Annotated in this window: 26 protein-coding genes (1 of these 26 only partly in view); all 26 read left to right on the top strand. The window is 50.1% G+C overall.

The window, feature by feature from the left end:
• Positions 1-12 precede the first annotated feature (12 nt).
• Complete coding sequence (locus M1D61_RS21780) at positions 13-1662, top strand: putative polysaccharide biosynthesis protein (protein WP_458120581.1); 1650 nt, start codon at positions 13-15, stop codon at positions 1660-1662.
• Between the two features lie 47 nt (positions 1663-1709).
• Entirely contained in the window at positions 1710-3194 is a 1485-nt protein-coding gene (yabN, locus tag M1D61_RS21775) for a bifunctional methyltransferase/pyrophosphohydrolase YabN (protein WP_458120580.1), read from the top strand.
• A 133-nt stretch (positions 3195-3327) separates the two neighbouring features.
• Positions 3328-3600, top strand: a complete 273-nt coding sequence (locus M1D61_RS21770) for an HU family DNA-binding protein (protein WP_458120579.1) — start codon at positions 3328-3330, stop codon at positions 3598-3600.
• Entirely contained in the window at positions 3600-3878 is a 279-nt protein-coding gene (locus M1D61_RS21765; RefSeq protein WP_046216556.1) for an RNA-binding S4 domain-containing protein, read from the top strand. Before M1D61_RS21770 ends, M1D61_RS21765 begins: the two co-directional genes overlap by 1 nt.
• Before the next feature lie 164 nt (positions 3879-4042).
• On the top strand, positions 4043-4405 hold the full coding sequence (locus M1D61_RS21760; protein WP_458120578.1) for an FtsB family cell division protein: 363 nt from the start codon (positions 4043-4045) through the stop codon (positions 4403-4405).
• 137 nt (positions 4406-4542) lie between these two features.
• Complete coding sequence (locus M1D61_RS21755; RefSeq protein WP_046216555.1) at positions 4543-5043, top strand: S1 domain-containing RNA-binding protein; 501 nt, start codon at positions 4543-4545, stop codon at positions 5041-5043.
• Between the two features lie 203 nt (positions 5044-5246).
• Positions 5247-6185 carry a protein kinase domain-containing protein gene (locus M1D61_RS21750; RefSeq protein ID WP_458120577.1) on the top strand — a complete coding sequence of 313 codons (939 nt, stop codon included), beginning with the start codon at positions 5247-5249 and terminating at the stop codon, positions 6183-6185.
• An 18-nt stretch (positions 6186-6203) separates the two neighbouring features.
• Positions 6204-7637 carry a tRNA lysidine(34) synthetase TilS gene (gene tilS / locus M1D61_RS21745; protein WP_458120576.1) on the top strand — a complete coding sequence of 478 codons (1434 nt, stop codon included), beginning with the start codon at positions 6204-6206 and terminating at the stop codon, positions 7635-7637.
• 55 nt (positions 7638-7692) lie between these two features.
• Positions 7693-8232 (top strand): hypoxanthine phosphoribosyltransferase, encoded by a 540-nt coding sequence (gene hpt / locus M1D61_RS21740; RefSeq protein WP_458120575.1) that lies wholly within the window; start codon positions 7693-7695, stop codon positions 8230-8232.
• Positions 8233-8382: 150 nt separating this feature from the next.
• A complete protein-coding gene (gene ftsH, locus M1D61_RS21735) occupies positions 8383-10428 on the top strand; it encodes an ATP-dependent zinc metalloprotease FtsH (RefSeq protein ID WP_458120574.1) in 2046 nt (681 codons plus the stop codon).
• 347 nt (positions 10429-10775) lie between these two features.
• Positions 10776-11720, top strand: a complete 945-nt coding sequence (gene nadA / locus M1D61_RS21730) for a quinolinate synthase NadA (RefSeq protein WP_458120573.1) — start codon at positions 10776-10778, stop codon at positions 11718-11720.
• A 53-nt stretch (positions 11721-11773) separates the two neighbouring features.
• Entirely contained in the window at positions 11774-13612 is a 1839-nt protein-coding gene (gene nadB, locus M1D61_RS21725) for an L-aspartate oxidase (RefSeq protein ID WP_458120572.1), read from the top strand.
• Positions 13602-14468 carry a carboxylating nicotinate-nucleotide diphosphorylase gene (gene nadC / locus M1D61_RS21720; RefSeq protein WP_458120571.1) on the top strand — a complete coding sequence of 289 codons (867 nt, stop codon included), beginning with the start codon at positions 13602-13604 and terminating at the stop codon, positions 14466-14468. Before nadB ends, nadC begins: the two co-directional genes overlap by 11 nt.
• A 6-nt stretch (positions 14469-14474) precedes the next feature.
• On the top strand, positions 14475-15272 hold the full coding sequence (locus M1D61_RS21715; RefSeq protein ID WP_046216548.1) for a type III pantothenate kinase: 798 nt from the start codon (positions 14475-14477) through the stop codon (positions 15270-15272).
• A 220-nt stretch (positions 15273-15492) separates the two neighbouring features.
• Positions 15493-16392, top strand: coding sequence for an Hsp33 family molecular chaperone HslO (gene hslO / locus M1D61_RS21710; protein ID WP_046216547.1), 900 nt, complete (start codon positions 15493-15495; stop codon positions 16390-16392).
• A gap of 15 nt (positions 16393-16407) precedes the next feature.
• On the top strand, positions 16408-17319 hold the full coding sequence (locus tag M1D61_RS21705) for a peptidylprolyl isomerase (RefSeq protein ID WP_458120570.1): 912 nt from the start codon (positions 16408-16410) through the stop codon (positions 17317-17319).
• 157 nt (positions 17320-17476) lie between these two features.
• Positions 17477-18415 carry a cysteine synthase A gene (cysK, locus tag M1D61_RS21700; RefSeq protein ID WP_458120569.1) on the top strand — a complete coding sequence of 313 codons (939 nt, stop codon included), beginning with the start codon at positions 17477-17479 and terminating at the stop codon, positions 18413-18415.
• A 220-nt stretch (positions 18416-18635) separates the two neighbouring features.
• On the top strand, positions 18636-20288 hold the full coding sequence (locus M1D61_RS21695) for an anthranilate synthase component I family protein (protein ID WP_458120568.1): 1653 nt from the start codon (positions 18636-18638) through the stop codon (positions 20286-20288).
• Positions 20288-20872, top strand: coding sequence for an aminodeoxychorismate/anthranilate synthase component II (gene pabA / locus M1D61_RS21690; protein WP_046216543.1), 585 nt, complete (start codon positions 20288-20290; stop codon positions 20870-20872). Before M1D61_RS21695 ends, pabA begins: the two co-directional genes overlap by 1 nt.
• Positions 20872-21825: an aminotransferase class IV gene (locus M1D61_RS21685; RefSeq protein WP_458122585.1), complete on the top strand. Its 954-nt coding sequence runs from the start codon at positions 20872-20874 to the stop codon at positions 21823-21825. Before pabA ends, M1D61_RS21685 begins: the two co-directional genes overlap by 1 nt.
• Complete coding sequence (gene folP / locus M1D61_RS21680) at positions 21822-22706, top strand: dihydropteroate synthase (RefSeq protein ID WP_458120567.1); 885 nt, start codon at positions 21822-21824, stop codon at positions 22704-22706. Before M1D61_RS21685 ends, folP begins: the two co-directional genes overlap by 4 nt.
• A complete protein-coding gene (gene folB / locus M1D61_RS21675) occupies positions 22706-23068 on the top strand; it encodes a dihydroneopterin aldolase (RefSeq protein ID WP_046216541.1) in 363 nt (120 codons plus the stop codon). The genes folP and folB overlap by 1 nt, the downstream gene beginning before the upstream one ends.
• Positions 23069-23080: 12 nt before the next feature.
• The gene (folK, locus tag M1D61_RS21670) at positions 23081-23623 is read left to right on the top strand and encodes a 2-amino-4-hydroxy-6-hydroxymethyldihydropteridine diphosphokinase (RefSeq protein ID WP_458122584.1); all 543 of its coding nucleotides are present in this window, start codon (positions 23081-23083) and stop codon (positions 23621-23623) included.
• A gap of 150 nt (positions 23624-23773) precedes the next feature.
• Entirely contained in the window at positions 23774-24820 is a 1047-nt protein-coding gene (gene dusB, locus M1D61_RS21665; RefSeq protein ID WP_458120566.1) for a tRNA dihydrouridine synthase DusB, read from the top strand.
• A gap of 354 nt (positions 24821-25174) precedes the next feature.
• On the top strand, positions 25175-25651 hold the full coding sequence (gene greA / locus M1D61_RS21660) for a transcription elongation factor GreA (RefSeq protein ID WP_458120565.1): 477 nt from the start codon (positions 25175-25177) through the stop codon (positions 25649-25651).
• Between the two features lie 299 nt (positions 25652-25950).
• Positions 25951-26991 carry the 5' portion of a lysine--tRNA ligase gene (lysS, locus tag M1D61_RS21655; RefSeq protein ID WP_458120564.1) on the top strand. The gene runs 495 nt beyond the window's last position, so only the first 1041 of its 1536 coding nucleotides appear in the window; it begins with the start codon at positions 25951-25953; the stop codon falls past the right edge of the window.

The raw sequence follows: 26991 nt of genomic DNA, 5'->3' as shown, positions 1-26991 counted from the left end.
GGAGATCCCGTCATGAAGGAATCAGCGACCCCATCATCCCGTATGCTAAAAGGGGCATTCGTACTTATACTGGCAGCGGTACTATCCAAGCTGATCGGTACCATCCAGAAAATTCCCCTTCAGAACATGGGGGGCGATGGGGTGTTTGGCATTTATAATGCCGTCTATCCGTTTTATACGCTGGTTCTTCTGGTAGCGACAGCCGGATTTCCGGCAGCGGTCTCCAAATTTGTCGCGGAAGAAATGGCTTCCGGTAATCCTGCCGGCGCCCGCCGGGTGATGCGGCTCTCATCCCTGCTGCTGATGGTTCTGGGGATCGTCTGTGGTGTGTCGATGTATGCTGCTGCCCCCCTGCTGGCCAGCTGGATTGATAACAAGCATACCGAACTGGCGATTCGCAGTGCAGCACTTGCGCTGCCGTTGGTACCGATTATGGCTGGTCTGCGTGGATATTTTCAGGGACTGCATGATATGGTTCCTACTGCGGTCTCCCAGGTGACGGAACAGACGATTCGTGTCGCCGCGATGGTAGTGCTGCTGGTCATCCTCAATCAATACGGAGCATCCGATGACTGGATCGCTGCAGGGGCCACATTCGGTTCGGCAGCGGGTGGAGCAGCCGGATTGATCGTCATGCTGATCTACTGGTGGATTCACCGGCGTCGGTCCCGCTTTTCAGCGGTCGATACGGCTGTGAAAGTGACACTTCCTATCACTGAAAAAGAACCGGTTTGGCCGTTGTTCAAAGCGCTGCTGCTGTATGCGCTGCCTGTTTGTCTTGGTTCGCTCTCTGCTCCGCTGATCAGCCTGGTTGATACCTTCACCGTTCCGCGTTTGCTCAAAGGGACAGGCTGGAACGAAGCCGAGGCGATGATCCAGTTCGGGATCTATAACCGGGGGATTCCACTGGTGCAGCTGCTGGCTATGCTGGCAACGTCAATGTCAGTATTGTTTATTCCGGCGCTGGCGGAAGCGAGAGTTCGGCAGAGAATGGATCTGATTCGAAGCCAGACCCAGCAGACGGTCAACTGGTTCTGGCTGCTTGGACTCGCCTCCTCTGTAGGTATTGCTGTGCTGGCTGTACCGGTGGATATTACACTGTATCAGGATGACGCTGGCAGTACGGCCATCCGCTGGCTGGCCTTTACCGGTATAGGAGCGACGCTATCCATTGTTACGGCAGCCATGCTGCAGGGAATGGGGTCGGTGCGGGCACCTGCCGTTCATCTGCTGCTATCGACTGTCGTCAAGGCGGTGCTGAACATCCTGCTGGTGCCCCTGTATGGTATTAACGGAGCGGCTATTGCCGGCATTGTCGCGTATAGTCTGGCTGCGGTGCTGAACATCCTGCTGCTCGCTCGCCTGACCCGTTTTTCTTTGTCCTGGCGTGATCTGTTGCTGAAGCCGCTGCTCGTTACACTGGTAATGGGTCTATGTGTAGTCGGATGGATGTGGGCAGCTGGGGGAATGATGGATAGGATGTATATTCATCCACGTATGGAAGCGCTGGTGATTACGCTGGGAGGCGTGGTGATCGGCGGAGTGGTATTTCTGATCGGACTCTTCCGTACCCGGCTGATGACCGAGGAACAGGCACTGGCCCTACCCAAAATAGGCGGTAAGCTGGTGAAGCTGCTTAGAACGATGCGGATTACAGGATAGATAAGATATAGATTTGGAAAATAATGATCAGGACAGGAGGAGAGACAATGAGTGCTATATTAACAATTGTGGGCCTTGGATCAGGTGATGTGGATCAGCTGACTGTGGGCATTTTCCGCAGACTGCAGCAGGCCAAGCGCCTGTATGTGCGAACCAAAGATCATCCGGCACTGGAATCGGTAACTGCCGATTTTGTGACCTTTGATGATGTATATGAGACCAGAGAGTCCTTTCCGGAAGTATATGCGGAGATTGCCGACAGGCTATTGAACATTGCGGCAGACGCAGCAGATGGCGAAGAGATCATCTATGCGGTGCCTGGACACCCGATGGTCGCCGAGCGTACAGTGCAGATTTTGCGTGAACAGGGACAGGAGAGAGGCATCAAGGTACAGGTGCTGGGAGGAGAAAGCTTCCTGGATGAAGCATTTACCCGCCTTGGATTTGATCCAATCGATGGCTTCCAGCTGCTGGATGCCGCTCAGCTTAACGCCCAGCTGCTTCAGCCACAGATGCATACAGTCATTGGACAGGTATATGATACATTTACCGCTTCCGATGTGAAGCTCAGTCTGATGGAGCTGTACCCGGATGATTATGAGGTAAAAGTATGTCATTATCTCGGCGTAGAAGATAGAGAGGTGATTGTCTCTGTACCCGTATACGAACTGGATCACATTCAGGATTACGGTAATCTGTCACTGATCTATATACCGCGTACCGAGGACGAGATGATCCGCAACCGTACGTTTGCCCGTCTGCACGAGATCGTAGAGATTCTGCGCAGTCCAGGCGGCTGTCCGTGGGACCGCGAACAGACCCATCAGTCGCTGCGCCAGAACTTTATTGAAGAGACGTATGAAGTGCTGGAGACGATCGACGATGATGATCCAGAGCATATGCAGGAAGAGCTTGGCGATGTGCTGCTGCAGATTATGCTGCATGCCCAGATCGAGGAAGAGACCGGAGCATTTGATGTCTATGATGTGATCGAAGGGCTGAACCGCAAGCTGATCTTCCGCCATCCGCATGTATTTGGCGATACACAGGCCAGTGATGCTCAGGCTGCGCTGCAGAACTGGGACGCGATGAAAGCCGAAGAGAAGCGTCTTAAAGGCATTGAAAATGCGGCCGCCTCCGTACTGGATGGCGTTCCTCGCGATCTGCCTGCCCTGCTGAGTGCGTACAAAATCCAAAAAAAGGCCGCCAAGGTGGGCTTTAACTGGGAAGATGTCGAAGGGGCAATAGGCAAATTGGAGGAAGAACTCGCCGAACTCAAGGAAGCGATCCGTGAAGGTCATGATTCTCTTGATCAGCAGCTGGAGCTTGGAGACCTGCTCTTCTGCGCGGTGAACATCGCCCGCTTCATTAATGCGGACCCCGAGCAGGCACTGGCGCTGGTCAATCGCAAGTTCAAGCAGCGGTTCCAATATATCGAACAGTCGCTGCGGGACCGTGGCGAGGAGATCCAGCAAGCCAGCCTGGAAGAGATGGACCGCCTATGGGACGAGGCCAAAAGCAAAAATCTGTGAATATTCCACAGGAATTTGGGCTGAGAGCAAGAATGTACTATACTAGAGAAGCAGCTATATGTTAACATGCTGTTCATGGGACAGAACATGTTATCCAGTTGAATTTTTTTGAAAATTTGGGAGGCTTTTAATAATGAACAAAACAGATCTGATTAACAACATTTCCAACAATAGCGGTTTGACTAAAAGAGACGTGGAAACTGTACTGAACGGTTTTCTTGATGAAATCACAAGTGCACTGTCCAGTGGTGACAAAGTTCAACTGATCGGCTTCGGAACTTTCGAAACCCGCAAGCGTGCTGCACGCACCGGACGCAACCCGCAAACCGGCGCAGAGCTGAACATTCCTGAGTCCAATGTTCCTGCATTCAAAGCAGGTAACAAGCTCAAAGAAGCGGTTAACTAATGCGTCTGGACAAATTCCTGAAAGTATCAAGACTGATCAAGCGCCGTACCGTGGCCAAAGATGTGTCTGAGCAGGGAAGAGTCCTGTTGAACGGGCGTGAAGCGAAGCCGAGCGCCACGGTAAAAGTAGGCGACGAGATCACGGTCCAGTTTGGACAAAAGCTGGTAACGGTCCGCGTCGAAAGACTTGCTGATACAACACGCAAAGAAGAGGCGGCAACTATGTATACTCTAATCAAAGAGGAACCAGTCGCCAAATCCGAAGATTTCCCTTTCTAAACGATAAAGGCTGTTTTGGGTCCCTCTGGACACAAAACAGCCTTTTTACTATTTTATTTGGTTACAAAGTGTTACATTTGATTATTTTGTGGTAATGTAAAGTTAGGCGGTATAGTTATGTCAATTGATAATATGCGTTATAGACTGAGCAAGGAGGAGACCTGATGATCCCAAAACCGGTGCCGATACGAAGCGGCGGCCAACAACATAAAAAACAGACAGCTCCGTCACCAAACCATGGAGCACGTAGAAGGCTACGGATTTGGATGGTAGTTATGGTGCTATTCCTTGGTTGGGCAATTTACACATTTGTGGTCCAATCCATTCATTTATCCGAGAAGAAGGCAGAGCTTGCCCAGCAGGAGGCCAAGAAGGCACAGGCCGAGGCAGCGTATGCTCAGTCACAGACCGAGATCAAGCGTCTGGAAGACCCTGAATATATTGGACAGGTAGCGCGCAAGCAGTACGGTATGTATTTGCCGGGCGAGAAGCCGATCTGGGCAACCGATCCGGAAGAAAAAAATTGAATAATGTCGCGAAATGGGTCGGAAGTTACGGTATTCCTCAGTTGACCTAATTTTCGGCTTCCGTTATAATTTAATCACCGCAGGTCGTAATCCAATAGGATTTTACTGTATATTTTAAGGGAGGATCATTTTACTCTATGGCAATTGAAGTGGGCACCAAGTTAGAAGGCAAAGTGACGGGAATAACGCACTTTGGAGCATTTGTAGATCTGTCGGGAGGTGTCACTGGTCTTGTTCACATCTCGGAAATTGCCGACAATTATGTAAAAGACGTTAACGACCACCTCAAACTGGGCGATGTCGTTACTGTCAAAGTCATCAATGTCGACAAAGATGGTAAGATTGGACTTTCGATTAAGCAGGCAGTAGACAAGCCGGCAGAAGCAGCATCAGCACCATCTTCTAGACCACCTCGTCCGGAATCACGCGGCGGTGGAAGAGATGGAGGAGATCGTCCAGGTGGCGGCGGTGGATTCAACCGTGATCGCGGAGGACGTTCTTTTAACAAGCCTTCTGTTCCTAAAGCTACATTCGATGATAAAGTGTCCCGTTTCCTTAAAGACAGTGAGGAGCGCATTTCATCATTGAAAAAAAATACGGAATCCAAACGTGGAGGCCGTGGTGCCAAGCGAAGCTAATCCTCACCTGGCATACAGTATATAAATAACGACCGTAGATGCTCTGGCATCTACGGTTTTTTGCTGCTTATTCCGCTATCTTCTCCGCCGTGTGTAGCCGCTGGACCACAGCGGTGGATTTTGAATTTGTATAAAAGGGTTATTTAATTGTGTTACACTGAGACCAGACCCAACTTGGAGGGGAAGGAGAGACTCGGTTGTCGATGTCTTATCATTCTGAATTGCCAGCAGGAACCACGGTTACAGGAAGAACGAGAGGGCAGCAATATATCATTCAGCGGACGCTGGGTAAGGGAACCAACGGAATTGTATACTTGGTAAATGGTCCGCAGGGTCAACCGTATGCGCTCAAAATGGCAACGGAACATCATGATCTGCAGCCGGAGATCAAACTCCTTGTCTCTTTACATAAGCACTGGAAACTGACGGGAAGAAATGATTCCAATCGGTACCTGTATGATGCGGATGATTATGAAGAAGAAGGGAGACAGATCCCTTTTTATGTGATGAAATATGTAAAAGGCCAGCCGCTCAGCGCCTATCTGCGCTCGCGCGGAAGCGATAAAATCGGCATGGCGGGTCTTGGGCTTCTGGAGATTCTGCTGGAGCTGCATGAATCCGGATGGGTATTCGGCGATCTCAAGGCAGAGCATGTGATTATTACGGAAGAGGGCGAAGTGGAACTGATCGATTATGGCGGAGCCCGTCCCCAGGGTAAAAGCATCCACCAGTTTACGGAGTGGTATGACCGTCATTACTGGAAAGCGGGAACCCGTACCGGTGATTTTGCCTATGATTTGTTTGCTTTTGCCGTTATTTGCCTCAAGTTGTTCAATGAGCCGGCACTGCATAAAATGATCTCCACCCGTCTGCCGCAAATGCGCAGCGAAGCGGACCTGGTCATGCTCATCGATGAGACGCCGGGTCTTAGGCTGTACAGCAGCTGGCTTAAAAAGGCGGTTCGGGGTGAATTCCGCAATACCCGGGAAGCGTATAACGCCTGGAAAGCGATCAGCCGCACCGGTCTGCCTTCCAGCCGCAGTCATAGTGATCTGATGACCGTGAAGCTGAGACGGGCCTTTATCTGGTCGCTGATTGTGCTGGGTGTCGTGTTGTACATTGCCATTTATATCAAAGGTTAACCGATAGGAGAGAAGAGTATGGAGCCGCAGACATGGAACAGGATACTTGATCATGTCCGCACGCTTGTTCAGCAGGAAGGACTATGGCATCCAGGCAGCCGGATTGTAGTTGCCGTGTCCGGCGGTCCGGATTCGATTGCACTGCTGCACGTACTGCATCAGCTGGCACCTGAATACAACTGGACGGTCATCTGTGCCCATATGAATCATGGCTTTCGTCCGGAGGAGTCGGCAGAGGAAGCTGCATTTGTCAGGGAACAGGCTGCAGCGCTTGGTATACCTTTTGAACTGGAGCAGGTCGATGCACCGGCTTATATGGAACAGACCGGCAAAGGGGCTCAGGAAGCAGCACGTGAACTGAGATACCGATTTTTGCATAAGGTCGCTGATTGCTACAATGCCAATTCCATTGCGCTTGCCCATCATATGGACGATCAGGCCGAGACGGTTATGATGCGGATTATACGCGGTACCGGTCCGGAAGGAATCAGCGGCATCAAAATGCGCAGAACCGAAAAAAAAGTGGAACTTGTCCGGCCTTTTCTGCGTATATACAAGGCAGACCTCATTCGTAGTTGCGAGGAGTGCAGCTTTGAGTACATGATCGACAGCAGTAATGAGCACCGTAAATATACGCGGAACCGCATACGACTGGACGTTTTGCCCTTTTTGGAACAGTATAACAGACAGCTGGTGCCGACTCTGGCCAGACTTGCCGAGATTGCTGGAACAGAAAGTGAATATATTCAGCAGCAAACCGAGGCGTTATATGCTGAATTGGTTAAAGAAAAAGAAGGATCATTTTCATTTTCCGTGACTTCCTTTGCAGGCGCTCATGTCGCTTTACAACGGAGGTTGATTAAACTAATATTAAATTATCTGTCATCAACTGCTGAACAATTTGATTTTGCCAAAATCGAACTGATCCGCCAGCAGATTGTACAGAGCCATCTCACAAGCTGGAATCTGGATGTCGGAGATCGGTTGGTGTGCGTACGAGAGTACGAAAATATCCGGTTTATGCATGATACGGGCAGGGAAATAGAGGCGTTTTGTATTCCTCTGCAGCGTGAAAATGCTTTGATATCCATACCGGGATCTTCTGATCAGGTGGAGATTCGTTTGCTGGAATGGAAAGAGTGTCATTCCGAAGCGTTACAGCTTTCTTCGGATGAAGCGTTATTCGATGCGGATTTAACGGATTTTCCGCTTTATTTGCGTTCCCGCCGTCCCGGCGATATTATCAGGCTCCTGGGCAGTGGAACGAAGAAAGTTAAAAATCTTTTTATCGATGCCAAAATACCATTGTCTCAGCGTGATTGCCTGCCATTACTGGCAGATGATCAGGGCCGCATACTGTGGATTCCGGGAGTCCGGCGCTCACAGGAGGCACTTTTGCATCCGGGCTCGGTTCATTGCCTTTATATGAGACGGATAAAGTCTGCAAAATAATGTTTGATTTTCATCGATTTAGCTTGATAAGTATAATGTAGGAGGTTCATCCAAGTTGCACAACGATATCAAAGAAGTGCTCATCAGCGAGGAAGAAATTCAGCAGAAAATTCTGGAACTGGGCGCGAAGCTCAGTGAAGATTACAAGGACCGCAATCCACTTGTCATCTGTGTTCTGAAAGGCGCATTTGTTTTTATGGCCGATCTGGTAAAACGGATCGAAGTACCACTGGAGATCGATTTTATGGCAGTGTCCAGCTATGGCGCTTCCACCAAATCATCCGGTGTCGTTAAGATTGTTAAAGATCTGGACGTATCCATAGAAGGCCGGGATGTACTGATTGTTGAAGATATTATTGATAGTGGACTCACGCTCAGCTACCTCATCGAGATTCTCCATGGCCGCAATGCCAAGAGTGTGCGTGTAGTAACTCTTTTCGATAAGCCAACAGGCAGAACCGTTAAACTTGAGGCAGATTATACGGGATTCATCATTCCGGATGCCTTTATCGTCGGTTACGGTCTGGACTACGCCGAGCACTACCGGAATCTCCCCTACATCGGGATTTTAAAACCGGAAATTTATTCAAACTAATTACTGGTCCCGCGGGCAATAATGGAAATTGGACAAGGGATGGGTATAATACTCATTATTAACAATATCTGTTATTGCACTCTGACATCTATTGAGAACGTCAGACGGGCTATGGTAAAATAATTTAAGTGTCTTGAGAGGAGGTAGGGGATGAATCGGTTCATCCGGAATTCTGGATTTTATTTAATACTTTTTTTAGTCGTGGTGGGCATTGTCCGTTACGTCAGTGACGGAAGTGAAGCTGCCGATAATCCAAGATATGACCAGCTCAAAACCGCACTGAATAGCGGCAATGTATCTTCGGTAACGATTCAATATGATAACTATGCTTATCTGGTTACCGGTATGTACAAAGAGCAGCCTGAAGGTGCAAAGACCAAACAGTTTTCATCCTACATCCCTGCCACCGACGCAGCGTTGGATTTAATTAACACTGCCAGTGAAACCAAGGGGACGCAGGTAACCGTTAAACCTAAGGAAGGCGACAGTATCTGGTTGTCCTTTATCACATCCATGATCCCGCTCGTGATTATGTTTATTCTCTTCTTCTTCCTTTTCAATCAGGCTCAGGGTGGCGGAGGCAAAGTGATGAACTTTGGCAAAAGCCGTGCGCGTCTGTATAACGAAGAGAAGAAAAAGATTACTTTTGAGGATGTAGCCGGCGCAGACGAAGAGAAACAGGAACTCGTCGAAGTCGTTGATTTCCTCAAAGATCCGCGTAAATTCAATACCGTTGGAGCCCGGATTCCCAAAGGCGTACTGCTGGTGGGTCCTCCAGGTACTGGTAAAACACTCCTTGCCCGTGCAGTAGCCGGGGAAGCGGGAGTACCTTTCTTCAGCATCTCGGGTTCTGACTTCGTCGAAATGTTCGTCGGTGTCGGTGCATCCCGTGTACGTGACCTTTTTGAGAATGCGAAGAAAAATGCGCCATGTATCATCTTTATCGATGAGATTGACGCAGTAGGACGTCAGCGTGGAGCTGGCTTGGGCGGCGGTCACGATGAACGTGAACAAACGCTCAACCAGTTGCTCGTTGAGATGGATGGTTTTGGAGCCAACGAAGGTATTATCATCGTAGCGGCAACCAACCGTCCGGATATTCTGGATCCTGCGCTTCTGCGTCCAGGTCGTTTTGACCGTCAGATTACGGTAGATCGTCCGGATGTTAAAGGCCGTGAAGAGGTTCTGAAAGTCCACGCACGTAACAAACCACTGACTAAGGATGTCAAACTGGGCATCATTGCGAAGCGTACGACCGGCTTCACCGGAGCCGATCTGGAGAACCTGTTGAACGAAGCAGCTCTCCTGGCAGCCCGTCGCAACCGTCGTGACATCTCCATGCGCGAAGTGGACGAAGCGATTGACCGTGTTATCGTCGGTACCGAGAAACGCAGCCGCGTGATCAGTGACCGCGAGAAACGTATCGTCGCTTATCACGAAGCAGGGCATACTATCGTTGGTTACTTCCTGGAGCATGCCGATATGGTACACAAAGTAACAATTGTACCACGCGGACGTGCCGGCGGTTATGTAATCATGATGCCAAAAGAAGATCGTACACTTGTAACCAAGCAGGAACTGTTGGATAAAGTAACCGGTCTCCTCGGCGGACGCGTAGCGGAAGAACTGTACATCGGTGAGATTGGTACCGGCGCATACAGTGACTTCCAGCAGGCGACCAGCATCGTGCGCAGCATGATCGTGGAATATGGTATGAGTGAGAAGCTTGGCCCAATGCAGTTTGGTAACTCACAGGGTCAGGTATTCCTGGGTCGCGATTTCGGACATGAGCAGAACTACAGTGATGCGATTGCTTACGAAATTGACCAGGAAATGAATCGCTTCATTACAGAATCGTATGAGCGTTGTCGTGAGTTGCTGCAGAAGCACTCCAGAGAAATGCATCTGGTCGCACAGACATTGCTTGAAGTAGAGACACTGGACTTCGAACAAATCAAATACCTGATCGAAAATGGATCACTTGAGGGTATGGGTGAAGGCAATACTGGCAGCAATGACAGTGGTCCTTCCGAAACCGGCGAACCTACTTTTGACAGCATTGGTGATTCCCAAGTGCGTCTCGACAAAGACAACAATCCATCATCAGAACCGGGAGCGGGCGGAAATATTCCAAACAATCCAACAGGTGGCTCTGATGACAATCGTGGCCCAGGTGGCGGTACTCCAGCTTCCTAAGCCCATGTAATCAATCAATTCCCAAAAGCCCGAAGATCATTAATGATCTTCGGGCTTTTTATATACTTTTGCAAAAAAGCAGGGGAGTAGCGACTAGACGATGACATCCATATTGGTGAATGAAGATGGGACCCAAAAGAAATTGTTAACTTATACCAAATAACAGATTGACAATCATATAGGGGATTGTGTACATTATTGAAGATGTTGATCACAATTCTGACACATTTTGAAGTCTGCTACGAGATTTTTTTCACAAAGGTGAAGAAGACTACTCATTCAATGATTCACCTATAAACGTCCAAGATTGTGAAAACTGTCTCAAACTACTACAGGGAGATGAATTCATGGAAGCTCTGGCATTGGAGAAAAAGGCAGAACGTGACGTGGAATTACGGGAGCGTCTGCTTCAGCTGAAAAAAGAACGAAATGCGATTATTCTGGCGCACTATTACCAGCGGGATGAGATTCAGGAAGTAGCCGATTTTCGGGGAGATTCATTTTTGCTGGCTCAGAAGGCAGCACAGACAGATGCGGATACGATCGTATTTTGTGGGGTTCACTTTATGGGAGAAAGCGCTAAAATACTGGCACCGAACAAAACAGTCATTATTCCGGACGAACGAGCAGGCTGTCCGATGGCTGATATGGTCAATGTCGATGGACTGCGCCGCCTCAAGGAAAAGCATCCGAATGCCAAAGTCGTCACATATATTAACTCTTCTGCCGATGTCAAAGCGGAAACGGATATCTGCTGTACATCCGCTAATGCGGTAAAGGTCATCCAGTCGGTGGATTCCGATGAGATTATCTGGGTGCCGGATAAAAACCTCGGCCATTATGTGCAGCAGCATACAGACAAGAAAATGATCATTTGGGAAGGATATTGCAATACCCACGATATGCTCACCGTCAAGGATGTCGTCGAAATGAGAGCAAAGCATCCGAATGCCCAGTTTGTCGTTCATCCGGAATGCCGTCCTGAAGTGGTCGCACTGGGTGACTTTGTAGGCAGTACAACTGCGATTATCAAATACTGCCGGGAATCGGACTGTCAAGAGTTTATCGTAGGTACGGAAGACGGTACCGGTTATCAGCTGCGCAAGGACAGTCCTGAAAAGGCTTTTCATTTTGCCAGTAAATATCTGGTGTGTCCCAACATGAAAGTAAACAATCTCAAAAAACTCGTCAATTGCCTGGAAACAATGAAGCCGCAAATTTATGTACCGCCAGCTGTAGCAGACCGCGCACGGATCTCGCTGGAACGAATGCTGGAAGTCTCTTCTTCCTAAGGATCGGTAAATGTATCTATCGGTAAATGCGAATGGAAAGGCAGGCGTATGGGATGAATGCACAATATAATCATCCGGATGATGAGGTGCAACGGTGGAAGCAGCTTCCGTGTTATACGACCGATGTGCTGATTATTGGCTCAGGAATAGCTGGTTTGTATGCAGCTATCCTCGCAAGTGAACATAAGAACGTGCTATTAATCACAAAGAACGCATTGCTGGAAAGCAATACACGTTATGCCCAGGGTGGAATTGCTGCTGTGATCAGCGAGGAGGACTCACCTGCCTATCATCGGCAGGATACACTGCTCGCCGGCGCTGGTCTCTGTTCTCCGACTGCTGTAGAGGTACTGGTCCAGGAAGGACCGGTAGGCGTGCATGAGCTGATCCGGCTGGGTACAGCCTTTGATACGGCAGATGGAGAGCTGGAGCTTACACGAGAGGGCGCCCATAGCCACCGCCGTATTTTGCATGCGAATGGGGATTCGACCGGCTATGAGATTGTCAGGGCGCTGTCCCGTCAGGCAGCAGAACATGATCGTATTACAGTTTGGGATCACCATTTTACCGTAGATCTGGTGCAGGTGGAAAAGCAGTGCACCGGTGCGATCGTGCAGCGTCCGGATGGCAGCTGTATCTACGTGCAGGCGGAAGCGACTATACTATGTACAGGCGGCAGTGGCCAGCTGTACGAGCATACGACCAACCCGGAAGTAGCGACCGGCGACGGGATTGCCATGGCTTACCGGGCCGGAGCGGTGCTGCGCGATATGGAATTTATCCAGTTCCATCCGACAGCGCTCTGTTATCCCGGTGCGCCACGTTTTCTGATCTCGGAAGCGGTAAGAGGAGAAGGTGCGATTCTGCGGAATCGTCAGGGAGAAGCCTTTATGGAGCGTTATCATCCGCTGCGTGACCTGGCTCCTCGGGATATTGTGGCAAGGGCTATCATCAGCGAGATGGAGCGGGAGGATAGTTCGTTCGCTTATCTGGATATTACTCACGAGACACGGGAGAAGCTGAAGCAGCGCTTTCCGACCATTTATGAGACCTGTATGAAGTATGGGCTTGATCTTGCTGCAGACTGGATTCCGGTTGCTCCAGCAGCCCACTATATGATGGGCGGTATTCGTACGGATGAACATGGGGAGAGCAGTATCCCGCGATTATTCGCCTGTGGTGAAGTATCGTCTACCGGTATTCATGGTGCGAACCGGTTGGCGAGCAATTCCTTGTCCGAAGCGATTGTATTTGGCAAACGAATCGTTGAACGCATTCTCGATCCGTCCTGGCAGGGAGGATTAGCAGAGAGAGAGTCGACGGATCACTTTACCGATAATAGCGAAATAGCAGTGATTTCGAATGAAGTCTCCAATCGGGTATCTGCACCTACAACGGATGAAGAACACAATCCATTGATCAAAGGCACAGAACAATCGAACTCGCTGCAGACTAGAGCGAATCGGTCTGGACAGCTGCAGTCGGCAAGCCGCTCATTTGGCGACCGGGAAAATGTAAATAAATTCACAAACCTCTCGAAACCCAGTCTTCTGCTCGTAGCCGAGGACACTCAGCTGCGTCTGCAGCTGCAGCAGATCATGACCCGTTATGCAGGCATACGCCGCAGCCATCATTTACTGCAGGAAGGGTTATTACGGCTCAGCCGGCTGCCTGAGCTGCCGCAACGGGATCTTTGTACCCGGGAGCAGCTGGAGATTCATAACATGAAGACATGTGCGGCACTGATTCTGCAGGCGGCACTGTATCGTCAGGAAAGTCGCGGCGGGCATTACCGGGAAGATTTCCCGGAGCGCAATGACCGGGATTGGCAAAAACATACTTTACAGCATATTACGCACGGGCTAATGGAGGAGAATATTGATGATGTTTAACGGATATCAGGAGAATCTTACGAATTGGATCAAGCTGTGGCTGCAGGAAGATGTAGGTTCGGGAGATATTACAACAGCTGCTACCGTTCCGGCAGGTCATCAGAGCCAGGCTGTTATTCATGCCAAGCAGGATGGCATTCTGGCCGGACTGCCTGTCGCCGAGCATGTATTCCATACGGTCGATCCGTCCCTGCAGTTTACGGCTGTTGCCACAGAAGGACAGTTTCTTGCACAGGGTGATATTATCGCCAGGGTAGAAGGAAGCAGCCATTCCCTTTTAACCGGTGAGCGATTGGCTCTCAATCTGCTGCAGCGCATGTCGGGCATCGCAACGCGCACCCGCCAGTACGTGGAACAAATTGACGGTCTGCCGGTCAAACTGGTGGATACGCGCAAGACAACACCCGGCCACCGGATGCTGGAAAAGTATGCCGTGCGTGTCGGCGGCGGAAGCAATCACCGATTCGGTCTGTACGACGCAGTGATGATCAAGGATAATCATATCAAGGCTGCCGGTGGAATTCGGCCTGCTGTCCAGGCTGCCCGGGCACAAATTCCACATACGATGACGATCGAAGTGGAGACCGAGACGCTGGAGCAGGTCACCGAAGCGCTGCAAAGTGGTGCAGATATCATCATGCTGGATAATATGAATCATGGGCTTATGCACGAAGCGGTCGCTCTGATTCGCCAGCACAGCCCGCATGTTCGTATTGAAGCTTCGGGTAATGTATCGCTTACGACGATCCGGGGGATCGCCGAGACAGGCATTGATATTATATCGGTTGGACGACTGACCTATTCTTTTGATAATCTGGATATCAGTCTTGATCTGGGAAACAAAAAGAAGGAGTGACATGCATTGGTATTGGTGATTGATATTGGGAATACGAATATTGTGTTTGGCGTATACAAAGGTGAGAAGCTGCTGCATCATTTTCGTATCAGTACCAATCGCCAGGCGACGCCGGATGAATACGGAGTGACGATTCATCATTTATTTCAAATGTCCGATGTCTCCATTGCTGGCATTGAAGGAATTATCATCTCCTCCGTGGTGCCGCCGATTATGCATACCCTGGAGGAGATGTGCGAGAAATATCTGCATCATACACCGATGATTATTGGACCGGGCATACGTACCGGTCTAAATCTGCGTTACGAGAATCCGCGTGAGGTGGGAGCCGACCGGATTGTGAATGCGGTCGCTGCGATCTCCCTGTACGGGAGTCCGGTGATTGTGGTGGATTTTGGAACAGCGACTACATTTGATTGTATAGATGAGCAGGGCAGTTATCTCGGCGGTGCAATTGTGCCGGGAATTGGCATTTCCACGGAGGCGTTGTATCAGCGCGCCTCCAAACTGCCCAATATTGAACTGGAGAAGCCGCGGAAAGTTATCGGACGTAATACGATTCATGCCATGCAGTCGGGGATCATTTTCGGTTATGCCGGTCAGGTAGACGGCATTGTCAAAAGAATCCGGGCGGAGATGGGTGTATCGGCCAGAGTCATCGCGACAGGTGGTCTGGCAGAATTGATCGCTACAGAGACTGAGACGATGATTGAGGTCAATCCGATGCTGACGCTGGAAGGGCTTCGCCTGATTTATGAACGAAATACCGGTTCTGCCCGCTCTGCACCACGCAGCGGAGAATAACAGGTATTCCTGACATCGACAAAACTTTTGACGTGGATATCGCGTCTAATTAGAATAGATATAGTTTGAGGCATCTGACAGCCAGATACTTATGATAGGTAATATACGCATTTTTGCACAGCAGCTATCGAATTCAGTCGCAATGTGCCCTATAATAGACTGTATGTCCTTTGAAAGACATCATGATCAAGCAGGCAGAACGAGAGGAGTTCATTTATATATGGAACAGCATAATGGAAATACACAACCGGATCGTCTGATCCGTGGAATAGCTATGGGAGGCAAAGTACGTGCGTTTGCCATTCGCTCTACTCATCTGGTAGAGGAATTGCGTCAGCGCCACGATACATGGCCGACAGCGACAGCAGCGATGGGACGTACCCTTACTGCCGCAGCCATGATGGGCGCCATGCTGAAAGGTGAAGAAAAGCTTACTCTTCAGGTCAAAGGGAATGGACCGCTCGGACAAATCGTGGCAGACGCCAACGCCAAGGGAGAAGTGCGCGGTTATGTCGATAACCCGCATGTTCATCTGCCAAGCAACGCGATGGGCAAACTGGACGTAGCCGGAGCCGTTGGAACCGAAGGCTTTATTTATGTGATCAAGGATCTGGGGCTCAAAGACCCTTATCGCGGCAGTGTGCCGATCGTATCGGGAGAGCTCGGTGAAGACTTTACCTACTATTTCGCCACTTCCGAACAGACACCGTCCGCAGTCGGTGTAGGCGTGCTGGTGGATACGGACAATTCCGTTATCGTATCCGGCGGATTTATTATTCAGCTGCTTCCGGGTCTGACCGATGCTGAGATCGACCAGCTGGAGAAAGGTCTGGGTACTCTGCCTCCTGTCACTTCGTTGCTCAATGAAGGTCTGGAGCTGGAAGAACTGCTGGGCCGCATTTTGCCGGATATGGAAGTTATGGACAGCATGGATATCACATTCAATTGCTCCTGTTCCCGTGAGCGTGTCGAACAGACCCTGGTGAGTCTGGGTGAGCATGAACTGGTGCAGCTGATCGAAGAAGACGGACAGGCAGAAGTGGTATGCCATTTTTGCAATGAGAAATACCAGTTTGATCGTCAGGACCTGGAACGCATTCTGGCTGAAGCCAGAAATTAAGGGATACTAAGACATATGACGAAAGGTAAATCACCAGTATGGACAGCCGTCATGGTCTTATTCATAGTCATCATTATGCTGCTCGGAGCCTTTTGGGTCATCCGGGCAGTTCAGCATTCTGGGAACAATTCGGATGTGGCAGTGGTGGGCAATGAATCTATCAGTGAACAAGAATGGGTAAGTGAACTGAAGAAACGGTATGGGCAGGAGACGCTGACGCAGATGCTGAACCGGCGGGTCGTACAGCTGGAAGCGGATGCGCGCCATATTGCCGTCAGTGATGTGGAGATTCGTGATGATCTGGCAGAGCGGATGAGCGGGTATGCTTCACCGCAGGCCTTTTACAAGGAAATGCAGACCCAGTTCGGCCTGACATCGCAAGACCTGCAGGAGGAATCCAAATATCAGATCCAGTTGGAAAAGATAGCGACAGAGCGGATTGAAGTGAGCGATGCGCAAGTAGACAGTTATCTAGAGCAGCATGAGCAGGAGACCGCCCAGCACCAATACGATCTGGCATGGATTGAGACTGCTACGGAGCAGGCTGCGGAAGAGGCAGTTCAGCGCATTGAGAATGGCGAGGATTTCACGGCAGTGGCCGAAGAGATGTCCGTCGATTCCTTTTCTTCGGATAGAGGAGGAGCACTGGGCTGGATCGATGGAGATGATCCCTTTCAGCCGCCTGAAGTGATCAAGGTCATTCAGCAGATGCAGGCGGGAGATATCATGGGTCCTATAGCGCTCAGCACCGGTCATTATGCGGTCGTGCAGGTCCGGGATATTCGCATACCATCTTCCTCCAAGCTGCAGATCAGTCGGGAGACCGCCAGACGCAAGGTAGCGCTGGAACAGGCAGAGCCGCTGACCGATATTGAGCACAGGCTGCGCAGCAAATATAAAGCATATATTTTATCTGCCGCACCTTAGAATTATAAGTCGGGAACATTGACATTGTCCCAACAGATTGATAATATTAAACCATACTAAAACCCACTATTTTACTCGGATTAACGCAGGCTATTGGCACATGGATTCAGTCCATTTGCCGGCAGCTGCGTTCCATTATTTGAAGGAGGGCAACAGCATGGCAAAAGTCGTAAATAACGTGACAGAATTGATTGGGGGCACTCCGCTCGTCCGTCTGAACCGTCTCGTATCGGAAGATAGCGCAGAGATTTACCTGAAGCTTGAGTACCAGAACCCGGGTTCCAGCGTCAAGGACCGGATCGCGCTCAGTATCGTGGAAGAAGCGGAAAAGCAGGGCGTACTTAAGCCGGGTGGAACGATCGTTGAAGCGACAAGCGGTAACACCGGTATCGGTCTGGCGATGGTTGCAGCAGCCAAAGGCTACAAATGCGTCATTGTGATGCCGGAGACGATGAGTATGGAACGCCGCAATCTGCTGCGTGCTTACGGAGCCGAGCTGGTGCTGACTCCGGGATCGGAAGGTATGAATGGAGCGGTCAAAAAGGCGGAAAGCATTCTGAGCGAGAATCCGGATTACTTTATCGCTGACCAGTTCCGCAACAAAGCCAACCTCAAAGTGCACCGTGAGACGACCGGTCCCGAGATCGTGGAAGCGATCGAATCCATTGGCGGAACGCTGGATGCCTTTATTGCAGGGATCGGAACAGGCGGTACAATTACAGGAGCAGGCGAAGTACTGAAAAGCCATTTCCCTGGCGTGAAGATCTACGCGGTGGAACCGGCTGCTTCTCCAATTCTGGCAGGCGGACAACCGGGCCCTCACAAAATTCAGGGTATCGGTGCCAACTTTGTACCCGAGATTCTGAATCAGGACATCTATGATGAGATCATTCATGTAGAAAATGATGAAGCTTTTGAAATGGCTCGTCGTGTAGCCAAGGAAGAGGGCGTGCTGTCCGGCATTTCTTCCGGTGCGGCCGTACACGCTGCACTCAAAGTCGCCAAGCAGCTCGGTAAAGACAAACGCATCGTAGTCATCATTCCAAGTAACGGTGAACGTTACCTGAGCACACCGCTGTACAACTTCGAAGCTTAATTAATATTAATTGGCCGTGATGCGGCTGATTCCGCGCCTCTGGTTTTCTCTGTCCACGGATGGAGAAGCAGGGGCGTTTTGCTTATCTGGTATAGGATAGGGCCGCGTTACAGGGCTATGGTTTAAACATATAGACGTATTTCACCGCAGACCTTCTCAATTGCCGACCGCTTTAGTATACTAACGACAAACTACAGATGATCAGGTTGGGGGAAGCAGATTGACCAGAGTATGTATATCATTACAGGATTGGCAGCAATGGCTGGAGCAAGGGTACAACCAACTGCCTTATATAATGGAAATTCCGCTGGAGAGCCAGCTGCTGCCGGACAGCTGGGAATCCTTGTGGACCGAGCAGTATCCGCATTCCTTTTTACTGGAAAATGGGAAAAACGGTCGGTACACCTACCTTGGTCTGCAGCCGGTGTCCATATTAAGCGGACAGGACGATCAGGCAGAGGTTCAGAATTATACAACAACCGCAGCACATGCGGGACCGCCTATTCAACCAGTATCGGTTACTGCTCAGAATGGCAGGCCGCTGGAAGTGCTGCGGCAGTGGATGTCTGCGCACCGGGCGCCGCGGATGGCAGACTTGCCGCCTTTTACCGGAGGCTGTGTAGGATTCCTCAGCTATGATGTCGCCCGCTCGCTGGAGAAGCTGCCAAATCGGCTGCAGAATGATTTGGATCTGCCTGATTATGTCTGGATGCAATTCAACCAGGTCTGGGTCATCGATCATCATACGAACATGCTCTACTGCTGTACCCATACCGGGATCGACGAAGAACAGGGCGCTCCGCAGCCAAGCAATAGCCAAGACACCGATACATCCGCACCGGAATGGATAAGGCAAGCCTACCATCAGGCAGCACATCAGACGGACCGGATGCTGGAACAGTGGAATGCGCTGCAGCAGGTATCGACCATGGAGCAGCCGCACTCGTTACAGCACCGTCAGCATTTTCTGATGAATCACCCGCTGTCTGCTACCGATTCACGGGCAGACCATGATCAGTTTACGACGGAATTTCAGCAGCCGCAGTTTGAACAGGCCGTACGAGCCGTGCAGGACTATATTCGCCAGGGTGACGTGTTTCAGGTGAATCTATCTCTCCGCAGTCAACGGCAGATTTCCACTGCGCCGGAGTCCATTTATGAATGGCTGCGGGTTACCAATCCTTCGCCGTATATGGGGTTGCTGCGGCTGCCTGGCTTCCAGCTGGTCTCCGCCTCGCCGGAACTGCTCGTTTCGGTGATTGGAGATGATGTCGCTGCCCGGCCGATTGCCGGTACACGGCGCCGCGGCATGACCGAGCAGGAAGACCTGGCGATGGAAGCCGAGCTCACGGACAATGAAAAAGAACGTGCCGAGCATATTATGCTGGTCGATCTGCAGCGCAATGATCTGGGACGCATCGCCCGCTACGGGACTGTGCGCGTACCGGAGCTGATGACGATCGAACGTTATTCCCACGTGATGCATCTGGTATCCGGCGTAGAAGCGAAGCTGGCGGAAGACCGGGACGTCTATGATGTGATTGCCGCCGTTTTCCCCGGAGGAACCATTACTGGAGCTCCCAAGATCCGTACGATGGAAATCATCGAGGAACTGGAGCAGACCCGCCGCGGTGCCTACACCGGTTCGATGGGCTGGATTGACTATAATGGCAATATGGAATTAAATATTATTATCAGAACATTAACCATCAAGGAAAATACCGTCTATATGCAAGCTGGAGCCGGTGTAGTTATCGATTCCGATCCTTACCGTGAATACAGGGAATGCTTTAACAAATCGAGAGCGTTAGCCAGAGCCGTACTCTTGAGCGAACAATATGATGCGGCTCTGCAGAAAAGGGAGGAATACTGATGATTCTTGTAATTGATAACTACGATTCTTTTACGTATAACCTGGTACAATACCTTGGAGAGCTGGGCGAAGAGGTCATCGTACGCCGCAATGATGAGATTGATATGGAGGGCATCCGCGAGCTGGCACCGGATCATATTCTGCTGTCTCCGGGACCATGCACGCCAACAGAAGCCGGCATTACCATCGACGTAATTCAGCAGTTCAAGGGCGAGATTCCGATCTTTGGTGTATGTCTGGGCCATCAGGCGATTGGACAGGCATTTGGCGGTAATGTCATTCGGGCGGAGCGTCTCATGCATGGCAAGACGTCTCCGATTCTGCATCAGAGCAGTTCGGTATTTGAGAACCTGCCGTCGCCGTTTACCGCGACCCGTTATCATTCCCTGATCGTGGAACGCAGCAGTCTGCCGGATTGCCTGGAAATTACGGCAGAGACTGCTGAAGGTGAGATTATGGGGCTACGTCATAAAGAATATGCGATCGAGGGCGTTCAATTCCACCCGGAATCCATCGTCACGGATCATGGACATACCATTCTGCGTAACTTCCTGAGCCGTAAAGTGGACAAAGCTACTGTATGATGAAGTACGTCAGTATAAATGGTGTCATCACACCTACAGATCAAGCCGTGGTCTCCGTCATGGATCACGGCTTCTTGTATGGAATGGGTCTGTTCGAGACGTTCCGTACCTATAATGGACAACCTTTTTTGCTGGATCGTCATCTGGAAAGGCTGCAGTCCGGCTGCGATTCGCTTCATATCCGCTGGCAGGCTGACGAGAAGCTGATCCGGCAGCAGATTCATGCCCTGATGCAGGCGAATGATCTGGCAGATGCGTATATCCGCTACACCCTGTCTGCCGGCATCGATATTTTGGGTCTACCTTCCGGTGCGTATGAGCAGCCGACTATTGTTATTTATGCCAAAGCCCTGCCTGGTGCTTCTCCACGCAGACGAAGCAGTAACGAACCGGATCAAGTAGCGATCAGCCCGGCAGCCGAACTGGAAAGTGTGAAGAAGTATTTATCCGATCGAAGCAAGTCGCTGCGCCGTCTGCACACTATCCGCAATACCCCTGAGGGCAGCGTTCGCCTGAAGTCACTGCATTATATGAACAGCATTCTGGGCAAGCAGGAGCTGCAGCAGTATGGCGATCAGCCAGCCACAAGTGTAGAAGGATTGATGCTTACTGCCGGGGGAGATATTGCCGAAGGGATCGTGAGCAATGTATTTTTTGTCCAGGGAGGTCGTTTGCATACGCCTTCACTGGAAACAGGCATTCTGCCGGGCATTACCCGGGCACTCGTAATGGAGCTGGCCGAACATATCGGTTTGCCGGTCGAACAAGGATTATACAACTGGGACCGACTGCTTGCAGCCGACGAGATTTTTCTGACCAACTCTATTCAGGAGATTGTTCCTGTGACCCGCTTGCTGGAGGAAGATCACTTTTCCAGCGTCCAGACCGAACAGATAGGCAGGATGACTGCCCTTTTATATGCAGCTTATGAAAAGGAGGCATACCGCTTTTGAGACAGCCTGTACAGTACACACGGCAGTATACATGCGGTCCGGCGATACTGGAGCTGGGCCGCTCTACATTAATAATGGGTATTTTAAATGTCACTCCCGATTCCTTTTCGGATGGAGGCAGTTATACGTCGGTGGAGCGTGCTGTACAGCAGGCACACCGTATGATGGAAGAGGGAGCGGATATTATTGATATTGGTGGAGAATCTACCCGTCCAGGGCATGCTCCGGTCTCGGAGGAAGAAGAACTCGCAAGAGTCATACCAGTGATCGAAGCGCTCCGGCAGCATCTTCCGCATCTTCCGCTCTCCATTGATACGTACAAGGCAGAAGTTGCCAGACAGTCCCTCGCAGCAGGCGCCCATATTATTAATGACGTATGGGGAGGCATGGCGGATCCGGCAATGTTTGCTGTAGCCGCCGCAGTTAACTGCCCGTACATTCTGATGCATAACCGGCATGACATGGATTATACCGAGCTGGTTGCGGATGTAAAGACCGATCTGCTGCGGCAGATTACACTGGCACTGGATTCTGGTATTCAGCCGGGCAATATCATTTTGGATCCAGGAATCGGTTTTGCCAAAAATGCGGATCATAATCTAGAGCTGATGAGCCGGCTGGATGAGCTGGCAGAACTGGGCTACCCTATGCTGCTGGGCACTTCACGCAAACGATTTATACGCACGGTGCTAGACCTGCCTGCAGATGATGTAGTGGAAGGTACTACTGCTACCACAGCATTTGGCATTGCCCAGGGCTGCCAGATTATTCGTGTACATGATGTGCAGCCCAACAAACGGATGGCCGTCATGTGTGATGCAATGCTGCAGGCCAGCAGATCGATCGGGAGCGCCAATAACCGACAGGAGGAGAAAAGTTAATGGATAAGATGATCATCAACCGAATGGAATATTACGGTTATCACGGTGTGTTTGAAGAAGAACGCAAGCTCGGTCAGCGCTTCTATGTGGATCTGGAACTGGAGATGGATCTGTCCGAAGCCGGCAGAACCGACAATCTGGAGACGACGATTAATTATGCAGAGATCCATGAGCGTGTCAAAGCCGTCGTCGAAACCAAATCCTTCAAGTTGATTGAAGCTCTTGCAGAATGTATTGCATCCACTCTATTGGAAGCTTATACTGGGGTACATGCATTGACCGTTAGAGTCACCAAGCCGCATCCGCCTTTTGATATTCATTTTCAGGGCGTTACCGTTGAATTGCGGCGTACACGAAAGTGAGCGTAGGTTGTGATGAACTCATCCGTCCCCTCTGAATATTCAGAGGCTTATATTGCTTTAGGCGCCAATCTGGGTAACCGGGAGCAGACATTGACCGAGGCGATACAGAAGCTGGATGATCAGTCCGATATTTCGGTCATTCGCTGCTCGGGATTTTATGAGACTGTCCCTGTTGGCTATGTCGATCAGCCTTCTTTTCTGAATATGGCACTCAGGCTGCATACGACCAAGCGTCCACATGACTTGCTGGCGGCACTGCTCAGTATTGAGAACCAGCTCGGCCGTATTCGCGATATTCGCTGGGGACCACGTACCGTGGATCTTGATCTGCTGTGGATGGATCATCTGCATCTGCATTCCGAGACACTGGATCTGCCGCACCCGCGTATGCATGAACGTGCTTTTGTACTCGTGCCACTGCAGGAGATTGTCACGAAAGAGACACCGGAACTGTTTTCCCTTGTCGAAAAGTCACTCATACAGGTCGCCGATCAGCAGCAGGATGTTCGTTATGTCAGCGCCTGCCCACTGTCCTTTAATTCAAAATTGAAATAAATTGCGGCCCTGCACCGCTGTCGTATACAGTCCGTCCGGGCATCTCAGTTCCGGGAATCATTCTCCATGGAATCACACAACAAATGCATAAGCTGTCGCTTCCTTATTACTATAAGCAGAGGCTGCAGTCATAAAGGAGTGAATCATCGGATGTTAAAAATCGGTGATATTGAAATGAAAAATCGGGTTGTTCTCGCCCCGATGGCCGGCGTTTGTAATCCGGCATTCCGTCTGATCGCCAAGGAGTTCGGTACAGGATTGGTCTGCGCTGAGATGGTCAGCGACAAAGCAATTTTGAGCGGCAACAAGCGTACTCATGAAATGCTGTTCGTCGACGAGCGCGAAAAACCGATGAGCCTGCAAATTTTTGGTGGTGACCGTGCCTCTCTGGTCGAAGCAGCCAAAGTAGTTGACCAGGACACCAATGCGGATATTATCGATATCAATATGGGCTGCCCTGCACCCAAAATCAACAAAATCGATGCCGGTGCCCGCTGGCTGCTTGACCCTAACAAGATCAACGAGATGGTCGCTGCAGTCGTGGCTAACGTGAGCAAGCCGGTTACCGTCAAAATGCGTATCGGCTGGGATCATGATCATATCTATGTAGTGGATAATGCCAGAGCTGTCGAAGCGGCAGGCGGCAAAGCGATCAGTGTTCATGGTCGTACGCGGGAGCAGCTCTACACTGGCCAGGCAGACTGGTCTTATATCAAGCAAGCCAAAGAATCCGTCGCCATTCCCGTTATCGGCAACGGCGACGTGGTTACCCCGGAAGACGCCAAGCGCATGCTGGACACAACAGGCTGCGATGGCGTTATGATTGGCCGCGGCGCGCTCGGCAATCCATGGATGCTGTATCGTACGGTAGAGTATCTCAAAACAGGCGAGCTGCCTCCAGATCCGACGGCCGAAGAGAAGATTCGTATCGCGATCCTGCATATGGATCGTCTGATTGCCCTGAAGGGTGAAGTGGTAGCCGTCAGAGAGATGCGGAAGCATCTGTCCTGGTACCTCAAAGGACTCAAAGGCTCCGCCACAATCAAAAATTCCATTATGGAAGAAACCAGACGCGACGAAATGGTACGTATTTTGTATGATTTTCTGGAGAATCTGCCACAGCATGTGGCATCCGCCGCTGACCATGAAGCTGTTCCTTTTGTACAGGTGCAGTGTGCTGCACCGGCAACCGTCTGATTCATCCATTGGCTCATCACAGCTGATCCATAACTTTTTTAGGTCATATATATAGTAAAAAACCGAAGTGCTTTCTGCAGAGCCGCTTCGGTTTTTTTGCTGTTTTTGCTATTCCAAAGCCAGTCGGGCCTTTTGGTTGACATTTCACATTCATTCCCATATACTTTTGCAGTATAAATTTGCCTGAGTCAATGATTAGATATCATATACCCTCTGGGGAATTTCCCTGCGTCACTATCGTTTTGATAATCTTGCATGAGTCTTCGCTGCTTCTGAATCACTGGCTATTATCATGCTGGGAGACCCCAAAGCGAATTTTTGAAAATTATTCACATGACAGGAGAATTGGTTGAGATGAGCGATAAAGAATTCATTTTAACACAGGACGGTCTAAAGAAGCTGGAAGATGAATTGGAAAACCTCAAGTCCGTCAAAAGACGTGAGGTAGCGGAACGTATCAAAGTTGCCATTGGATACGGTGATATCAGTGAGAACTCTGAGTACGAAGATGCCAAAAACGAACAGGCCTTCATTGAAGGACGTGTTATTACACTGGAGAAAATGCTGCGCAACGCCCGCATTATTAACAGTGATGAGATTGATACAGATGCGGTAAGCATTGGTGCAACCGTTATCGTTGAAGATTTGGAGTTTGGTGACACGATGGAATACACAATCGTGGGTACGGCCGAATCCGATCCTTCCCAGAACAAGATTTCCAATGAAAGCCCGGTAGGTAAAGCAATCCTGGGCAAACAAAGAGGTACAGTAGTGGATGTAAACGTACCTGCTGGTGTCATCCAATACAAAATCCTGGAAATCAAAAGATAAGATTGTATGCATATACTTAGCTGACCGGCGAAGAACACCTTTCCGGTACACTGTAGTAAGGATGTATACTTACCGTTTTGCAAAAAAAGCTTCCCTAGGGGAGCTTTTTTCTTGAAATAAGCCATATTTTCGCCAAAACAGCAGTAATGTCGTTTTTAGAGATTTCAGATTGGGCCCAAATCAAGTACACTATAATTATATGGCTTTTTGACTGAATACGGCTGCTTATCATATTTCTGCATCCCATCGGCATGACAGAAGCCGGCAAGTTATTACCTTAAAGGAGTTGAGACCCAGCGATGTCTGATGAAACATTGAATCCTGGTCAAGAACAGGAAAACATAAGTGAGAGTGAACTGAATGAACTGCTGCAGGTACGTCGTGATAAACTGGATGAACTGCGCGGACTGGGCATCGACCCATTTGGTAAAAAGTTCGTACGTACATCCAATGCGGCAGATCTGCTGCACACCTACGAGACGATGACCAAGGAAGAGCTTGAAGAAAAAGAAGTAACGGTAAGTCTGGCAGGTCGTATCATGACCAAGCGTGGCATGGGTAAAGCAAGCTTTGCACATATTCAGGACCTGAGCGGCCGTATCCAGATCTATGTACGCAAAGACACCGTGCCTGAAGCCAAATACGAAGCATTCACCATTCTTGATCTTGGAGATATCGTCGGTATTACCGGTACCGTCTTCAAAACCAAAACAGGGGAGACTTCCATTAAGGTCAAAGATCTGGAAGTACTGACCAAATCCCTGCTGCCGCTGCCGGATAAATATCATGGCATGAAAGATGTAGAGCTGCGTTACCGCCAGCGCTATGTCGATCTAATCGTGAACCCGGAAGTACAGAAAACATTTATCACCCGTTCCCGCATTATCCAATCGATGCGCCGTTATCTCGATTCCCTCGGTTACCTCGAAGTCGAGACACCAACGCTGCATGCGATTGCCGGCGGCGCGGCTGCCAAGCCGTTCATCACGCATCATAATGCGCTGGATATGGAACTGTACATGCGTATCGCCCTGGAACTGCACCTCAAGCGCCTCATCGTTGGTGGTCTGGAGAAAGTATACGAGATCGGCCGTGCCTACCGTAACGAAGGTACATCGACTCGTCATAATCCGGAATTTACCATGATCGAATTGTACGAAGCCTATGCGGACTACGAGGATATCATGGATCTGACCGAGAGCATGGTTGCCCATATTGCTCAGGAAGTGCTGGGTACAACACGCATCCAGTATCAAGGCCAGGAAGTGGATCTGACACCAAAATGGCGCCGTGTATCCATGGTAGACGCTGTCAAAGAAGTCAAAGGTGTAGACTTCAGC

The organism is Paenibacillus sp. Z6-24 (assembly GCF_054161335.1).
The sequence above is the reverse complement of the archived record's forward strand: the minus strand, read 5'-3'. Positions and strand labels throughout refer to the sequence as shown.

Bases quoted from the DNA above. Each gene is read 5' to 3' on its own strand.
- nadC (WP_458120571.1), top strand. From the start codon at position 13,602: ATGATGTTTAACGGATATCAGGAGAATCTTACGAATTGGATCAAGCTG.
- pabA (WP_046216543.1), top strand. From the start codon at position 20,288: ATGATTCTTGTAATTGATAACTACGATTCTTTTACGTATAACCTGGTA.
- nadB (WP_458120572.1), top strand. From the start codon at position 11,774: ATGAATGCACAATATAATCATCCGGATGATGAGGTGCAACGGTGGAAG.
- tilS (WP_458120576.1), top strand. From the start codon at position 6,204: ATGGAGCCGCAGACATGGAACAGGATACTTGATCATGTCCGCACGCTT.
- M1D61_RS21765 (WP_046216556.1), top strand. From the start codon at position 3,600: ATGCGTCTGGACAAATTCCTGAAAGTATCAAGACTGATCAAGCGCCGT.
- hslO (WP_046216547.1), top strand. From the start codon at position 15,493: ATGGAACAGCATAATGGAAATACACAACCGGATCGTCTGATCCGTGGA.
- M1D61_RS21705 (WP_458120570.1), top strand. From the start codon at position 16,408: ATGACGAAAGGTAAATCACCAGTATGGACAGCCGTCATGGTCTTATTC.
- M1D61_RS21770 (WP_458120579.1), top strand. From the start codon at position 3,328: ATGAACAAAACAGATCTGATTAACAACATTTCCAACAATAGCGGTTTG.
- dusB (WP_458120566.1), top strand. From the start codon at position 23,774: ATGTTAAAAATCGGTGATATTGAAATGAAAAATCGGGTTGTTCTCGCC.
- M1D61_RS21760 (WP_458120578.1), top strand. From the start codon at position 4,043: ATGATCCCAAAACCGGTGCCGATACGAAGCGGCGGCCAACAACATAAA.
- ftsH (WP_458120574.1), top strand. From the start codon at position 8,383: ATGAATCGGTTCATCCGGAATTCTGGATTTTATTTAATACTTTTTTTA.
- M1D61_RS21780 (WP_458120581.1), top strand. From the start codon at position 13: ATGAAGGAATCAGCGACCCCATCATCCCGTATGCTAAAAGGGGCATTC.
- yabN (WP_458120580.1), top strand. From the start codon at position 1,710: ATGAGTGCTATATTAACAATTGTGGGCCTTGGATCAGGTGATGTGGAT.
- folB (WP_046216541.1), top strand. From the start codon at position 22,706: ATGGATAAGATGATCATCAACCGAATGGAATATTACGGTTATCACGGT.
- cysK (WP_458120569.1), top strand. From the start codon at position 17,477: ATGGCAAAAGTCGTAAATAACGTGACAGAATTGATTGGGGGCACTCCG.
- M1D61_RS21755 (WP_046216555.1), top strand. From the start codon at position 4,543: ATGGCAATTGAAGTGGGCACCAAGTTAGAAGGCAAAGTGACGGGAATA.
- M1D61_RS21750 (WP_458120577.1), top strand. From the start codon at position 5,247: ATGTCTTATCATTCTGAATTGCCAGCAGGAACCACGGTTACAGGAAGA.
- folK (WP_458122584.1), top strand. From the start codon at position 23,081: ATGAACTCATCCGTCCCCTCTGAATATTCAGAGGCTTATATTGCTTTA.
- nadA (WP_458120573.1), top strand. From the start codon at position 10,776: ATGGAAGCTCTGGCATTGGAGAAAAAGGCAGAACGTGACGTGGAATTA.
- greA (WP_458120565.1), top strand. From the start codon at position 25,175: ATGAGCGATAAAGAATTCATTTTAACACAGGACGGTCTAAAGAAGCTG.
- M1D61_RS21685 (WP_458122585.1), top strand. From the start codon at position 20,872: ATGAAGTACGTCAGTATAAATGGTGTCATCACACCTACAGATCAAGCC.